We start from the raw sequence: 15,025 nt of genomic DNA on the forward strand, positions 1-15,025 counted from the left end.
CATCCCACCGGCGCTGCGACGATGGATTCAATGACCTCACAGTCATCCCAGGCACCCCAGACTCCTCAGGCACCCCAGTCGCCTCATACGTTCCAGGTCGATCTGCGTGGCCTGGTGGATCTGCTCTCGCACCACCTCTATTCCAGTCCGAAGGTCTATCTGCGCGAGCTGCTGCAGAACGCCGTGGACGCGATCACCGCGCGCCGCGCCGAGCAGCCTGACGCGCCCGCCCGGGTACGGCTCTTCGCCGAGGGCGGCGCGTTGCGGGTGGAGGACTCGGGCATCGGGCTCACCGAGGCCGATGTGCACGACCTGCTCGCCACCATCGGGCGCAGTTCCAAGCGCGACGACGGTGGCATTCAGGAGGTCCGCTCGGACTTTCTGGGGCAGTTCGGCATCGGGCTGCTCGCCTGTTTCGTGGTCGCCGAGCGGATCCGTGTGGTCAGCCGCAGCGCCCGTACGCCCGACGCGCCGCCGGTGGAGTGGACGGCGGCCGACGACGGCTCGTACACCGTGCGGACGCTGCCCGACGAGGCGCGTCCCGAGCCGGGCACGACCGTGCACCTCGTGGCGCGGCCCGGAGCGGCCGAATGGCTCTCCCACGCGCGCGTGCTGACGCTGGCGCGGGACTTCGGGGCGCTGCTGCCGTACGACGTCCGGGTGGGCGACGAGGCGGTCACCGATCTGCCGGCGCCCTGGGACCGCGCGTACCCCTCCCCCGCCACCCGGAGGGTGGCCCTGGCCCGGCACTGTCACGACCTGTTCGGGTTCACGCCGTTGGACTCGATAGAGCTGGACGTGCCGCTGGCCGGGATCCGGGGCGTGGCGTACGTCCTGCCGGCCGCCGTCAGCCCGGCCCAGCGGGCGAGCCACCGGGTGCATCTGAAGGGCATGCTGCTCACCGAGCGGGCCGAACAACTCTTGCCGGACTGGGCGTTCTTCGTGCGCTGCGTCCTCGACACGGACAGTCTGCGGCCCACGGCGTCGCGCGAGTCGCTGTACGAGGACGAGACCCTGGCGGCCGTACGGGAGGCGCTGGGCGAGCGGATCCGCGGCTGGCTCACCGGGCTCGCGGCCGGTGAGCCGGAGCGGCTGGCGGCCTTCCTGTCGGTGCACTACCTGGGCGTGAAGTCCCTGGCGCGGCACGACAGGGAGATGCTGCGCACGATGCTGCCGTGGCTCCCCTTCGAGACGACCGACGGGCGGCTGTCCCTGGAGGAGTTCGCGCAGCGGCACCCGGTGGTGCACTTCACGCGGACGGTCGAGGAGTACCGCCAGGTCGCGCCGATCGCGTCCGCGCAGGGCGTCGGGGTCGTCAACGGCGGCTACACCTACGACAGCGAGCTGGTCGAGGCGCTGCCGTCGGTGCGCCCGGGGACGGTGGTCGCCGAGCTGGACGCTGACACGGTGACCGCCCACCTGGACGCGCTGGACCCGGACGAGGAGCTGGCGCTGTCGGGCTTCCTGTCGGCCGCGCGGGCCAAACTCGATCCGCTGGGGTGCGACGTCGTCCTTCGGGCCTTCCATCCGCTCTCGGTGCCCGCGCTGCACCTGGACGACCGCTCCTCCCGGCACGAGCAGGCCCGTGCGGAGGCGGAGGAGCAGGCCGACGACCTGTGGGCGGGCATCCTCGGCTCGCTGCGGGGCAGTGCGCCGCGCGCGCGGCTGGTCCTCAACCATCTCAACCCGCTGATCCGGCGGATCAGTTCCCTGTCCGACCGGGAGCTGATCGGTACGGCCACGGAGTCCCTGTACGGGCAGGCACTGCTGATGGCCCAGCGGCCGCTCAGGCCCGCGGACTCGGCGCTCCTGAACCGTGCCTTCATCGGCCTGCTGGAGTGGGCCACACACACCGAGCCCGGGTCGGGGCCCGGTTCCGGTTCCGGTTCCGGTTCCGGGGAGGGCGGCCGCGGATGAGCCACGTCATGGACTTCGACGAGCTGCGCCGGGCCATGGCGGAAAACTACGGGCAACCGGAGGGCCCCGCCCGCAACGCGCGCGCGGAGTTGCTGCTCGCGGAGGCCGAGAAGCTGAACGTCCCCCTCGCCGTGATCGAGGCGCTCGGGCACCAGCTGAAGGTCTACAACTACAGCTCCGAGAAGGACAAGATGTTCGTCCCCTTCGCGCGTCTGCTGCGCATGTGGGACGAGCGCCCGGCGGACTTCGACGAGTACGAGATCCACTCCCTGCACTGGGTGTTCAAGTGGATGTCGGCCGGCATGCTGAACCAGCCGCACGTACCGCTCGCCTCCATCGAGAAGTGGCTCGGCGAGATGGAGCACCGCTACCGGCTCGCCGGGCACTCGGAACGGGCCGTGCGCAGCGCCGAGTTCAGCGTGGCCGCGCACATCGGTGACCTGGCGCGGGCCGAGCGGGCGTACGGGGCGTGGCTGGCCGCCGACCGGGACACGATGGCCGACTGTCACGCGTGCGAGCTGCACGGCCAGGGCTGGTGGCAGGCCCGGCAGCACAGGGACGCCGAGGCGCTGGAGCTGTGGGCGCCGGTGCTGGAGGGCGAGTACACATGTGCCCACGAGCCGCACACCGTCCTGGCGTCCTCCCTTGTGCCGCTGCTGCGCCTGGGGCGCCCCGACGAGGCGCGGGCCCACCATCTGCGCGGTTTCCGGCTGGTGCGGGCCATGGAGAGCATGCGGGGCGCGTACGCGGACCACGTGGAGTTCTGTGCCCTGACCGGCAACGAGGCACGCGGCCTGGAGCTCCTGGCCGAGCGTCCGGCGTACTTCAGCGACTCCGGGGACCCGCGCAGCAAGCTGGACTTCATGAGTGTGGTGGCCCTGCTCATGGGCCGTCTGACCGCACGTGGGTTTGGCGACCAAACGGTCCCCGGTCCCGTCGGCCTTACCTGGACCGCCCGCGAACTGGCCGCCCACGCGCGCGAGGAGGCCCTTTCCCTGGCCGCGCTCTTCGACGAGCGCAACGGCACGGCGTACGTCAGCACGCATGTCCGGGAACGGATGGACCGGCCGCCGCTGCTGGACCGGCTGCCGCTGGGGGTGCGCTCGACGCGGACCGTCGTTCCGGTGCCCGCGCCCCGGCCGCCGGCCGCCGTGGAACGGACGGAGACCAGCGCCGTCCCGGACGGCCTGCCCGCCCTCCTCGCCGAGGCGCGGCGGCTCTCCGAGTCCTTGCATCCCGGTTCCGTCGGGGCCTGGGCCTCCGTGGCGCGTGCCGCCGAGGCCGAGGGCGCGGAGCTGGACGCCTGGGACCGCGCGGAGATCGTCGACCACGAGGCGATCGGCCTCGGGCCGGAGGGCCGCGCCCTCTTCGAACGCGCGGCCGAGCTCTACGAGGAGGCAGGCGACCCCGGAGAGGCGCTGGCGGCACGCGCGCGCGGGGCGAACGTCCACGCCCTGACAGGCCACCCTGAGGCGGCCCTGCAGCTGATCTCCGAGCCGTACGAGCGGATCAGCACCCTCTGGGCGGACGGCGGGACGGGCGTGCGGCAGACTGCGTCCGTGCTGGTGGGGCGGGCGCGAATACTCGTGCAGCGGATGCACGAGACCGAGGGCGCCGACGCGGTGGCCTCCGCCGAGGCCGCCGTGCGGGAGCTTGCGGATTTCGTCGAGCCGCGTCGCGCGGGGGACGTACGGCTGGCCTCGCGGGCCGCGGAGGCGCGGGCGATGCTCGGGGAGCTGGCCGCGCGCGGCGGGGACGCGGAGGCCGCCGCCGAGCTGTTCGCGGAGGCCGCGGAGCGGTATGTGACAGCCGGGCTGCCGTGGTTCGCGGTGCAGTACGAGGCCCGGCTCGCCGGGGTCGCGCAGCACCTCGGGGACCTGGAGACCGCCGAGCGGGCGGCCCGGGCGGCACTGGAACACGGCGGGACGGATCTGGAGCCGGTGGGCCACGCCCAGCTGCACCTCCAGCTGGCCGAGCTGTTGGGCGCCGACGAGCGGGTGGAGTCGGCCTTCGAGCACGCCCTGGAGGCGGCGCACTGGGCCGACGAGGCGGGCGAGGCCCGGACGCTCGGCGCCTGGGCCCGGCATCTGCTGGGCGGGTTCCTGCTGCGGCTGGGCCGGTGGGCGGAGGCGGCCGAGGTGCTGGAGTCGGCGCTGCCGGATCTCACCACCGAGACGCACGGGGACGGGGCCGTCGCCCAGACCCTGTGGTGGCTCGGCGACTGCCACACCGAGCTGGGTGAGCACCGCGAGGCCGCCGAACGGTGGCTGCGGGCCGCCGACATCGCCCGGCACTGGCCCGAGCAGCGCGACCACGCCATGCTCGCCCATCTCGCCGCGGAAGCGCTCGCGCGCGCGGGGCTGCCCGCCGAGGCCGACCGGGCGTACGCGCGTGCCGTCGACCTCTGGGGTGACCTGGGGAACGTCCACGGGTACGTCCGGGCGCTGCGGGCGCGGGCCTGGTACGCGTCGCGGGAGGGCCGCGAGGGTGCGCAGCCGTCGGCCCCGGACGAGGCCCGGGAGCTGATGGGTGACGCGGTGGTGGGCTGCGAGGCGGCCCTGTCCGACGTGACCGGCGAGGAGAACCGGCGGCGGATCGTCGCGGAACTCGGCGAGACCTGTCGGCAGTTCGGCGACCTGCTCGCCCGCTCCGTGGCCGAGGACGCGGAACTCGCCTCCTTCGGGGCGACCTTCGAGGAGGCGCTCGGGTTCGTCGAGCGGGCGGTCTCGGTGTACGACTCCCTCGGCGCGGACTTCCTCGACGCCCGTACCGCCGCCGAACTCGCCGCGGGCTGGCTGGAGATCGACCTCCGGCGGGGTGCTGCCGCCGCGGATCGGGCGCGGGGTGTGCTGTCCGCGTTCGCCGGGCGGGACGACGAGACGGCGGTGGCGCGGCGGGCGGAGGCGGAGAGGCTGCTGGAGGTGGCGGGGGTGCGGGAACAGGGCTGAGCGGGGCGAGGAGAGCCCTACTCCACGCCGATCAGCAGCAGTGCCCCCTGCCGCCCGCCCCGATACACCACCGTGTCCACCGCCAGGTACTCCCGTACCCGTGTCTCCACGTGGTCCACGACGTCGGCGGGGGCCTCGTCGCCCAGGACCAGGGTGACCATCTCGCCGCCGGCGGCGAGCATCCGGTCGACCACCGCGGCCGCCGTGAGCGTGACGTCGGAGCCGATGACGGCGACGTCGCCGTCGATGAGGCCGAGGACGTCGCCGGCCTGGCAGATGCCGGCCATGGTCCAGGACTGGCGCTCGGCGACGACGACCTCGGCGTAGCGGGTGGCGCCGGCGGCGGAGGTCATGGAGACGACGTCCTCGTCGAAGCGCCGGCCGGGCTCGTGGACGGCGAGGGCGGCGATGCCCTGGACGGCCGAGCGCGTGGGGATGAGGGCGACCCGGACGCCCTCGGCGCGGGCCTGCTCGGCGGCGGCCGCCGCCGTGTGGCGGAGGTCCGCGTCGTTGGGCAGCAGCACCACCTCGCGCGCGTGGGCACGGCGTACGGCCTCCACCAGCTCCCCGCTGGCGGGCGGCTCCCCGGGGCGGGCCAGGACCGTGGTCGCGCCGGCCTCGGTGTACAGCCCGGCCAGCCCCTCCCCCGGCACGACGGCCACGACGGCCCGCTGGGCGCGCTCGCGCGGCTGCCGCCCGGCCGCACCGGTCATGTGCGCGTCCTCGGCCCCGAAGTGCGTGATCCGGATCCGGTAGGGCCGCCCGGCCTCGACCCCGGCCTCCACGGCCGCCCCGGCGTCGTCGACGTGCACATGGACGTTCCACAGCCCGTCCCCGCCGACCACCACCAGCGAGTCGCCGAGCGTGTCCAGCCGTCGCCGCAGGCGGGCCACGGCAGCGTCCTCGGCCTCCAGGAGGTAGATCACCTCGAAGGCGGGCCCACCCGCCTCGGGCCGGTCGTCGGCGCACACCTCCGGGACCGCGGCGGTCTCCGCCACGCGCGCGTGCCCCGCGGAAACGGCCGCCGCCCTCGGCGCCTCCCCCGTGAACGTCTCCACCAGCGCTGCCAGCACCGCCACCAGGCCCCGTCCGCCCGCGTCCACGACGCCGGCACGGGCCAGGGCGGCCAGTTGGGCGGGGGTCGCCGCCAGGGCCGTACCGGCGCCCTCGTAGGCGGCGCGGGCGACCGAGCCGCAGTCGCCCTCGGCGCCGGTGGCCGCGTCGGCGGCGGCGGAGGCGACCGTGAGGACGGTGCCTTCGACCGGGTGGGCGACGGCGTCGCGGGCGGAGTCGGCGGCGTTCCGGAGGGCTAGCCGCAGGCCCTTGCCGTCGGTGTGGACCGCCTCACCGTCGTCGGCGAGGACCTGGGCCATGCCCCGCAGGAGCTGGGCGAGGATCGTCCCGGAGTTCCCCCGGGCCCCTATCAGCGCGCCGTGCGCCATGGCCCGCGCGGCCTCGGCGAGCGTGGGCTTCCCCGCACCGGCGGGCGGGCCTCCGGTCTCGTGGCCCGCGAACACCGCCTCTACGGCCGCCGCGGCCGACTCCATCGTCAGGTAGAGGTTCGTGCCGGTGTCGCCGTCGGCCACCGGGTACACGTTGATGGCGTCGATCTCCTCGCGCGCGCGTCCCAGCGCCGCCAGCGCGAGTCCGCACCAGGTGCGCACCGCGAGAGCATCGAAGAATGTCTGCGGCACCTGCGGCACCTGCGCCTCCTTGAGCTGCTTGCCTGTTGCCTGCTTGGCTGCTGGACGTGGGACCGGGGGGACGCCGCACGTCGCACGCAGCGTAGACCCGCGGTGGTGACCGCCGGTAAGAGGGCCGGGACGAGGCCCGGACCAGCCATGGTAGTTTCGTTGTACGGACGCAGTCGTTGTATGCTGCTCCGGTTGTCCGATTCGGATCGATGATCCAAACCGGACACTCCCCCTGGCAACGCCACTCAGATCCCAAGTCATTGGGATCGTGATCCCGGCATGCCGGGATCAACCGTAAGTGCATCTGAAGTCTTTGGAGTGACCCGTGGCTGCCAACTGCGACGTCTGCGGCAAGGGGCCGGGCTTCGGCAACAACATCTCGCACTCGCACCGCCGTACGTCCCGTCGCTGGAACCCGAACATCCAGCGCGTGCGTACCGTGGTCGGCGGGACGCCGAAGCGCGTGAACGCCTGCACCTCGTGCATCAAGGCCGGCAAGGTCTCGCGCTGACGCTCAGCCAGCGCGCGGCCACTGCTGGTTCGCCGCACAGAGCCGGTCCACCGTAGGGTGGGCCGGCTTTTTGCCGTGCCCACGCGTCCTCTCGCACGTTCTTCTGCTGTGCCCGCACGCCCTCCCACATCTCCTTTTGCCGTGCCCGCACGCTCTCTTGCTGAACACGGTCGCCGGGTGCGGCGACGACCACGGCGAACCCGAGCGCCTCGCGCGCGTGGCGGCCGTACTACGGGCCCTGGAGGCTCCGTTGCGGCTGCCGGCCACGATGGTCATCTGGTCGCTCGTGGGCGGCCCGGTCCTGTCCGTGGAGGAAGGGATCCGGGCCGTGCAGATGAAAGACGATCCGTGGGGCCGGGCGCGCTGCTGGTCTTCCGCTCCGAGCGGCTGTCGTACGACCGCCGGGACACCGCCGCGCAGAAGCGGATCCTCGCCGAGCGTTTCGCGGGGATGGGTTGGGAGGCACCGAACGCCCTCAAGGCGCTGGAGGCGGCCGACGACCTGCACTTCGACGCGATCGCGCAGATCCATGTCGACCGGCTCACCGAGGGCCGGGTCGCGCTGCTCGGGGACGCGGGGTACGGCGCCACGATGGGCGGCATGGGCACCGGTGTGGCGATCGTCGGCGCGTACGTCCTGGCCGGTGAACTCGCCCTCCCGGGCGGTGATCACCGTACGGCGTTCGCCGCGTACGAGTCCCGGATCCGGAACTTCGCCAAGGGCTGCCAGAAGACCTCGGGCAACGCGGGCCCGTTCTTCGCGCCGCCCACCGAGCGGCGGATCCGCAGCCGGGACCGGACGTACCGGCTGCTCGCCTCCCGTCCGCTGGCGGCCTTCTTCAAGCGGCTCACCGAGAAGTCGGCGACGAACATCAAACTGCCGGAGTACCCCGTGTGAGGGCCCACCCGTGCGCCACGGGCCCGATCCCCCCGCCGAGCGCGAACCCGGCGGCGATCGCCCCGGTGACGTACTCCTTGGCCGTCGCCACGGCCTCCGGCACGGTCTGCCCCTTCGCGAGCTGCGAGGCGATCGCGGAGGCGAGGGTGCAGCCGGTGCCGTGCGTGTGCCGGTTGTCGTACCTGGGGGCCCGCAGCCAGTACTCCTCGGAGCCGTCGGTCAGCAGGTCGACGGCGTCTCCGGAGAGATGGCCGCCCTTGATCAGCGCCCATCGGGGCCCGTACGCCAGCAGGGCCTCGGCCGCCTCGCGCATCCCTGCCTCCGACCGGACCTGTACACCGGTGAGTTGGGCGACCTCGTCGAGGTTGGGGGTCGCGACGGTGGCCACCGGCAGGAGTCGCGTCCGTACCGAGTCCAGCGCGGAGGCGGCGAGGAGCGGGTCGCCATGTTTGGAGACGCCGACCGGGTCGACGACGACCGGCGCGCCCGTGGCGGCCAGCAACTCGGCGACGGCCTCGACGAGTTCGGCGGAGGCGAGCATGCCGGTCTTGACCGCCTGGACGCCGATGTCGTCGACGACGCTGCGGTACTGGGCGCGCACGGCCTCCACGGGAAGCTCCCAAGCGCCCTGCACACCGAGGGAGTTCTGCGCGGTGACGGCCGTGACGACGCTCATGCCGTGCACCCCGAGCGCGAGCATCGTCTTCAGGTCGGCCTGGATCCCCGCCCCGCCGCCGGAGTCGGAGCCGGCCACGGTGAGCACCCTCGGTGGGGCACCCGTCGGCCCGGCGGCCCCGGACCCGCTCATGACTCGATGTCCCCGAAGTGGTCCCAGCCGCCCTTGCTGGTCCAGGGCGCCCCGTCCACGGTCACCTGGGGCAGCGCGGAGGGGTTGAGGACCTCGCCGATCACCTTCCACCGCGCGGGCAGCTTCACATCCGGCGGGAAGGTCGCCACGATCGCGTGGTCCTCGCCGCCGGTGAGCACCCACTGGATGGGGTCTACGCCGACGGCCTGCCCGATGTCGTTCATCTGGGAGGGGATGTCGATCGCGCCGGAGCGGATGTCGATGCGGCACTTGCTCGCCTCGGCGATATGCCCCAGGTCCGCGATCAGCCCGTCGCTCACGTCGCACATCGCGGTCGCGCCGAGGGAGGCGGCGGCCGGCCCCGCGTGGTACGGGGGCTCCGGGCGCCGGTGGGCCTCCACGAAGGCGCGGGGCGAGCGGAAGCCGCGGGAGAGCACCGCGTGCCCGGCGGCGGACCAGCCGAGCCAGCCGGTGACGGCCACGACGTCGCCGGGCTGGGCTCCGCCCCTGGTCACGGGCTCGTGATTACGCAGATCACCGAGGGCGGTGATCGAGATCATGATGGTGTCCCCGCGGACGACGTCACCGCCCACCACGGCCGCGCCGGCGACCTGGCACTCGTCGCGCAGGCCGTCCATCAGCTCGGTGGCCCAGGTCACCGGGAGTTCGGCGGGCGCGACCAGGCCGAGGAGCAGCGCGGTGGGTACGGCGCCCATGGCGGCGATGTCCGCGAGGTTCTGCGCGGCGGCCTTGCGTCCGACGTCGTACGCCGTGGACCAGTCGCGCCGGAAGTGCCGTCCCTCCAGGAGCAGGTCGGTGCTCGCCACGACCCTGCGGTCCGGCGCCGCCACCACGGCGGCGTCGTCGCCGGGGCCGACCCGGACCGCCGGGGTGGTGGTGAGCCGGGAGGTGAGCTCCCTGATGAGCCCGAACTCCCCCAGCTCTCCCACGGTGCCCTTCATCGTCGTATCGCCCCTTCTCGTGCCGCTTCCAGTGTCACTCGCGCCCGGTCGCGGGCCATTCTCGTCCTCGGTACGGTCGAGTGGACCGTCAACTTCCGTCGTCCCCGCACCCCGGTGTGCGCGGCGCGGGCTCCACGGGTCTCCCCGCGGCACGTGGCGACGCGATACCGTGGCGTTCCTTTTCCCCACATGATCCTCGTGGCCGCCCTGGAGGTTCCGTGGTACAGGCGTACATCCTGATCCAGACGGAGGTCGGCAAAGCGTCGACCGTCGCCGACACGATCAGCAAGATCCCTGGGGTCGTCCAGGCCGAGGACGTGACGGGTCCGTACGACGTCATCGTGCGCGCCCAGGCCGACACCGTCGACGACCTCGGCCGGCTGGTGGTCGCGAAGGTCCAGCAAGTGGACGGGATCACTCGCACCCTGACCTGCCCGGTCGTGCACCTGTAGCCCCCGTCTACCCTTGGCCGGTGAACTCGTTCCGTCACCGGCACTCCGCTCGCCTCGGGCTGCCCGTCCTGGCCATGTCGTTGATCGCCGTCGCGGGCTGCTCCTCAGCAGACGACGGCGGCTCGGCGGCGGTTCCCAGCGCTGGGGCTGCCGCCGTGAAACTGTGCCGGAACCTGGACGAGGTGTTGCCGCGCGAGGTGGACGGTCTCGGCCGCCAGGATCCGCAGCCGGCCTCCGAGCTGACGGCGGGCTGGGGTGACGCGGTGATCATACTGCGCTGTGGTGTCCCTCAGCCGCCGAAGATGATCGACCCCGAGGTGGCGGAGGGACGCGATGCCGATGCCGTGGCCGGGGCCGTCGACGGGGTGGACTGGCTGATGGAGAAGCGGGACGACGGGTCGTACCGCTTCACCACCGCCAATCGCGCCGCGTATGTCGAGGTTGCGGTGTCCGCGGATCGGGCCGGGGAGGACACCTCGCCGATCCTTGTCGGGCTGGCGCCTGCCATCAAGAAGGCGGTTCCTGAGGGGGTTGGCTCCTGAGGGGGTGCCTCGGGAGGCCGTCGGGAGGCTGCGAGTCCGTTGTGGCTGGTCGCGCCCACGCGGTGGAGCCGCAAATCGATACAGCCCCGCGCCCCTTGCGGGGCGCTCCTCAGCGCAGGCCCGTCGAGCGGTGCAGCGCCGCCTGGATCAGGCGGTCCACCAGCTCCGGGTATTCGATGCCGCTCGCCTTCCACATCGCCGGGTACATCGAGATCGGGGTGAAACCGGGCAGCGTGTTGATCTCGTTGATCACGAACTCGCCGTCCTCCGTGAGGAAGAAGTCCGCGCGGACCAGGCCCTCGCAGGACGCCGCGTCGAAGGCGTCGACCGCGAGCCTCTGGACCTCGGCGGTCTCCTCCGGAGTCAGCGGGGCCGGGACGATGCCCGGCGTCGAGTCGATGTACTTGGCCTCGAAGTCGTAGTAGGCGTGGGCCTCCGGCGGCGGGATCTCGGCGGGGACCGAGGCCCGGGGGCCGTCCTCGAACTCCAGGACACCGCACTCGATCTCACGGCCGCGCAGGGCCGCCTCGACAAGGATCTTCGGGTCGTGACGCTGGGCCTCGGCGATCGCCTCGTCGAGACCGGCGAGGTCGTCGACCTTGGTGATGCCGATGGAGGAGCCCGCGCGGGCGGGCTTCACGAAGAGGGGCCAGCCGTACTCACCGGCGAAATCGATGATCTTCTTGCGGGCGGCGGACTCGTCGAGCTGCCACTCGCGCGGCCGGATCACCACGTACGGGCCGACCTTCAGCCCGAAGGAGGTGAACACCCGCTTCATGTACTCCTTGTCCTGGCCGACGGCCGAGGCGAGGACGCCCGAGCCGACGTACGGGACACCGGAGAGCTCCAGCATGCCCTGCAGGGTGCCGTCCTCGCCGTACGGGCCGTGCAGGACGGGGAAGACGACGTCGACCTCACCGAGCGCCTTGGGCACCGATCCGGGCTCGCTGTAGACGACTTCGCGGTTGGCGGGGTCGACGGGGAGCACCACGCCGCCCTCCCGCGACTCGGCGAGCTCCTCGACGCTGGGCGTGCGACGGTCGGTGATCGCCATGCGCTCCGGTTCGTCGGCGGTGAGGAACCAACGGCCTTCCCTGGTGATGCCGATCGGCAGGACGTCGTACTTCGTCCGGTCGATGGCCCGCAGGACGGCGCCGGCCGTGACCACGGAGATCCCGTGTTCCGAGCTGCGGCCGCCGAAGACGACGGCCACGCGCGGCTTGCGGGACGGCTGCTCAGGGCTCTGGGGGAGGTTCTCGCTGCTCATATCGCGTTGAGAGTACCCGTTGGTAGGGCGCCAGTCAGTGCCCATACTGTCGCTTTCGCTCAGCGTCGTTCCGGCTTGGCGCTGCGCGACATCATCTCCTTGAGGGCGACGACCGGCGGCTTGCCGTCGTGGACGATGTCGACGACCGTCTCCGTGATGGGCATGTCGACGCCGTGCCGACGCCCCAAGTCCAGCACGGACTCACAGGACTTGACGCCCTCGGCGGTCTGCTTGGTGACCGCGATGGTCTCCTGCAGGGTCATGCCCCTGCCGAGGTTGGTGCCGAAGGTGTGGTTGCGGGAGAGCGGTGAGGAGCAGGTCGCCACCAGGTCGCCGAGGCCCGCGAGTCCGGAGAAGGTGAGCGGGTCGGCGCCCATCGCCAGACCCAGCCGGGTCGTCTCGGCGAGACCGCGCGTGATGAGCGACCCCTTGGCGTTGTCGCCGAGGCCCATGCCGTCCGCGATGCCGACGGCGAGACCGATGACGTTCTTCACCGCGCCGCCCAGCTCGCAGCCGACGACGTCGGTGTTGGTGTACGGGCGGAAGTACGGGGTGTGGCAGGCGGTCTGGAGCCGCTGGGCGACGGCCTCGTCGGTGCAGGCGACCACGGAGGCGGCCGGCATGCGGGAGGCGATCTCGCGTGCCAGGTTGGGCCCGGTGACGACGGCGATGCGATCCTGGCCGACCTTGGCGACGTCCTCGACGACCTCGCTCATCCTCATGGCGGAACCGAGTTCGACACCTTTCATCAGCGAGACGAGGACGGTGTCGGGCGCCAGCAGGCCGGTCCAGTCGGCGAGGTTGGCGCGCAGCGTCTGGGAGGGGACGGCGAGGACGGTGAAGTCGGCGTCTGCGGCGGCCTCGGCGGGGTCGGTGGTGGCCCGCAGGTTCGCCGGGAGTTCCACGCCGGGCAGGTAGTCCGGGTTGGTGCGGGTGGAGTTGACCGCGTCCGCCAGTTCCGGACGCCGCCCCCACAGAACGGTGTCGCAGCCCGCGTCGGCGAGCACCATGCCGAAGGCCGTGCCCCACGAACCGGTGCCGAAGACGGCCGCCTTGACCGGCTTGCTCACTTGCCCTGCCCCTCTTCCTGATGTTCCTGTGCGCGCTGGACCGTACTGTGCTGCTTCTGATGGTCGACGATCGCCCGGGCGGTCCTGCGCCGCTGCTCGATCCGCTCCCGCTTCGGGTCGTACGGCGTCTCGGGTGCCTTCTCGCCGCGGATCTCCTCCAGCTGGTGGGTGACAGCGGCCATGATGACCTCCGTCGCGTCCTTCAGCAGGTCGGGGCTCATCTCCTGGCCGTAGAAGCGCGAGAGGTCCACGGGCGGGCCCGCGAGCACGCGGTGGGTCTTGCGCGGCAGGAGGCTGGGCTTCTTGGCGTACGGCGGCAGCAGTTCGTTGGCGCCCCACTGCGCGACCGGGATCACCGGGCACCTGGTCTGCAGAGCGACCCTCGCGGCTCCGGTCTTGCCGGTCATGGGCCAGCCGTTCGGGTCGCGGGTGAGGGTGCCCTCGGGGTAGAAGGCGACGCACTCGCCGCGCTCCACGGCGTCGATCGCGGCCCGGAAGGCGCTCAGCGCGTCGGTGCTCTCGCGATAGACGGGGATCTGTCCCGTGCCGCGCATCAAGGCGCCGATGAATCCCTTGCCGAAGAGACCGCTCTTCGCGAGAAATCGCGGAACCCGGCCGCTGTTGTACTGATAATGGGCGTACGCAAAGGGATCGACATGCGAATTGTGGTTCACAGCGGTGATAAAGCCACCCTCGGCCGGAATGTTCTCCATTCCACGCCAGTCCCGCTTGATCAGCACCACCAGTGGCGGTTTGGCGATCACCGCGGCGAGGCGGTACCAGAAGCCGATTCTCCGGCGGGGCACGCGGACACCTTCCTCTAGGACTTCCCAGGGCCCTGTTCCGGGGCCCGGAGCCGCACAAGTGTCGCCCCGGGCTGCCGGTCTGTCGAGAACACCGTACGCCCCGGCCTGCGGCCGCCCATTGCGCCCAGGTGACAATGGCGGCGACGAGAGAGGGACGGAACGCCGTGCAGTGGACCCTGGTCGTACCCCTGAAGCCTCTGGCGCGGGCCAAGAGCAGGCTCTCGGACACCGCCGACGACGGGGTGCGCCCCGGCCTGGCCCTCGCCTTCGCCCAGGACACCGTGGCCGCGGCCCTGGCCGCCACGGCGGTCCGGGGTGTGGTGGTGGTCACGGACGACCCCGTCGCCGCCCGCGAGCTGGCGGCCCTGGGCGCCCGCACCGTCCCGGAGCGCCCCCGCAGCGGCCCCCGAGACGGCCTGAACGCCGCTCTGCGGCACGGAACAGCCGTCGTACGCGATGTACGCCCGCAAAGCCCCGTGGCGGCCCTGAACGCCGATCTGCCCGCCCTGCGCCCCGAGGAATTGACCCGCGTCCTGAACGCGGCCGCCGAATTCCCCCGCTCTTTCCTCCCGGACGCCGCCGGCACCGGCACCACCCTGCTCGCCGCAACCCCCGGCCACGACCTCTCCCCCGTCTTCGGCCCCGACTCCCGCCTCCGCCACCGCCGCTCCGGCGCCGTGGAACTCACCCTCCCGACCGTCGACTCCGTACGCCAGGACGTCGACACCGGCGACGATCTCCGGACCGCCCTCGGCCTCGGCGTCGGCCCCCGTACGGCCGCCGCGGCCGCGCGCCTGCTGATCCCCGGCCAGTAGGCTGCGGCCATGCAGGCCACCGCGTACACCTACGACCCCGCCACCCGCACCGGCCAGGTCCTCCTCGACGACGGCACCCCGCTCCCCTTCGGCGCCCCGGCCTTCGACGCGGGCGCCCTGCGCCTCCTCCGCCCGGGCCAACGCGTCCGCATCGAGACGGAGGGCAAGGGCGAAGCCTTGCGCATCACCCTGATCACCCTGCAGACGCTCTGAACCACGGACAGGCCGCACCCGCCCGCGAACAAGTTCCCCCACGCCCCGCGAACAAGTTCCCCCACGGCGGACAGGCACCCCAAAACTCCCCAGAACACGCCGCGGGCCGGGCTCCTCGACAGG

Annotated in this window: 13 protein-coding genes and 1 pseudogene; 8 read left to right on the top strand and 6 right to left on the bottom strand. The window is 72.6% G+C overall.

What is annotated here, in order from left to right:
- Positions 1-21: 21 nt before the first annotated feature.
- A complete protein-coding gene (locus ACFU53_RS26630) occupies positions 22-1,917 on the top strand; it encodes an HSP90 family protein (RefSeq protein WP_383997329.1) in 1,896 nt (631 codons plus the stop codon).
- The gene (locus tag ACFU53_RS26635) at positions 1,914-4,865 is read left to right on the top strand and encodes a tetratricopeptide repeat protein (RefSeq protein WP_383997332.1); all 2,952 of its coding nucleotides are present in this window, start codon (positions 1,914-1,916) and stop codon (positions 4,863-4,865) included. The genes ACFU53_RS26630 and ACFU53_RS26635 overlap by 4 nt, the downstream gene beginning before the upstream one ends.
- A gap of 17 nt (positions 4,866-4,882) precedes the next feature.
- On the opposite strand, the gene ACFU53_RS26640 is transcribed toward ACFU53_RS26635, so the two are convergent.
- A complete protein-coding gene (locus tag ACFU53_RS26640) occupies positions 4,883-6,568 on the bottom strand; it encodes a DAK2 domain-containing protein (protein ID WP_383997334.1) in 1,686 nt (561 codons plus the stop codon).
- Between the two features lie 316 nt (positions 6,569-6,884).
- Here ACFU53_RS26640 and rpmB point away from each other — a divergent pair, with 316 nt between their 5' ends.
- Complete coding sequence (rpmB, locus tag ACFU53_RS26645; protein ID WP_003993230.1) at positions 6,885-7,070, top strand: 50S ribosomal protein L28; 186 nt, start codon at positions 6,885-6,887, stop codon at positions 7,068-7,070.
- 231 nt (positions 7,071-7,301) lie between these two features.
- Positions 7,302-7,967, top strand: a pseudogene (locus tag ACFU53_RS26650) (hypothetical protein); the annotation flags it as partial.
- Here the strand turns inward: ACFU53_RS26650 and thiD are convergent.
- Complete coding sequence (gene thiD, locus ACFU53_RS26655; protein ID WP_383997337.1) at positions 7,942-8,775, bottom strand: bifunctional hydroxymethylpyrimidine kinase/phosphomethylpyrimidine kinase; 834 nt, start codon at positions 8,773-8,775, stop codon at positions 7,942-7,944. The pseudogene ACFU53_RS26650 and the gene thiD overlap by 26 nt on opposite strands.
- Positions 8,772-9,737, bottom strand: coding sequence for a thiamine-phosphate kinase (locus ACFU53_RS26660; protein ID WP_257567341.1), 966 nt, complete (start codon positions 9,735-9,737; stop codon positions 8,772-8,774). The genes thiD and ACFU53_RS26660 overlap by 4 nt, the downstream gene beginning before the upstream one ends.
- Positions 9,738-9,955: 218 nt before the next feature.
- Between ACFU53_RS26660 and ACFU53_RS26665 the strand changes: the two genes are divergently transcribed.
- Entirely contained in the window at positions 9,956-10,189 is a 234-nt protein-coding gene (locus ACFU53_RS26665) for an Lrp/AsnC family transcriptional regulator (protein ID WP_257567340.1), read from the top strand.
- A gap of 20 nt (positions 10,190-10,209) precedes the next feature.
- Positions 10,210-10,731: a DUF3515 family protein gene (locus ACFU53_RS26670; protein WP_383997341.1), complete on the top strand. Its 522-nt coding sequence runs from the start codon at positions 10,210-10,212 to the stop codon at positions 10,729-10,731.
- A gap of 109 nt (positions 10,732-10,840) precedes the next feature.
- Here ACFU53_RS26670 and ACFU53_RS26675 read toward each other — a convergent pair whose 3' ends face one another.
- The 3 genes from ACFU53_RS26675 to ACFU53_RS26685 are packed head-to-tail and all read right to left on the bottom strand — an operon-like array spanning position 10,841 to position 13,874.
- Positions 10,841-11,998 carry a D-alanine--D-alanine ligase family protein gene (locus tag ACFU53_RS26675; protein WP_383997344.1) on the bottom strand — a complete coding sequence of 386 codons (1,158 nt, stop codon included), beginning with the start codon at positions 11,996-11,998 and terminating at the stop codon, positions 10,841-10,843.
- A gap of 59 nt (positions 11,999-12,057) precedes the next feature.
- Positions 12,058-13,068, bottom strand: a complete 1,011-nt coding sequence (locus ACFU53_RS26680) for an NAD(P)H-dependent glycerol-3-phosphate dehydrogenase (RefSeq protein ID WP_383997347.1) — start codon at positions 13,066-13,068, stop codon at positions 12,058-12,060.
- Positions 13,065-13,874 (bottom strand): lysophospholipid acyltransferase family protein, encoded by an 810-nt coding sequence (locus ACFU53_RS26685; protein ID WP_383997350.1) that lies wholly within the window; start codon positions 13,872-13,874, stop codon positions 13,065-13,067. Before ACFU53_RS26685 ends, ACFU53_RS26680 begins: the two co-directional genes overlap by 4 nt.
- Before the next feature lie 164 nt (positions 13,875-14,038).
- Here ACFU53_RS26685 and cofC point away from each other — a divergent pair, with 164 nt between their 5' ends.
- Together cofC and ACFU53_RS26695 are read left to right on the top strand one after the other, a co-directional pair.
- The gene (gene cofC, locus ACFU53_RS26690) at positions 14,039-14,689 is read left to right on the top strand and encodes a 2-phospho-L-lactate guanylyltransferase (RefSeq protein WP_383997362.1); all 651 of its coding nucleotides are present in this window, start codon (positions 14,039-14,041) and stop codon (positions 14,687-14,689) included.
- Between the two features lie 9 nt (positions 14,690-14,698).
- Positions 14,699-14,902: a hypothetical protein gene (locus tag ACFU53_RS26695; protein WP_383997353.1), complete on the top strand. Its 204-nt coding sequence runs from the start codon at positions 14,699-14,701 to the stop codon at positions 14,900-14,902.
- Positions 14,903-15,025: the final 123 nt, after the last annotated feature.

The organism is Streptomyces sp. NPDC057474 (assembly GCF_042802555.1).
Lineage (GTDB): Bacteria > Actinomycetota > Actinomycetes > Streptomycetales > Streptomycetaceae > Streptomyces.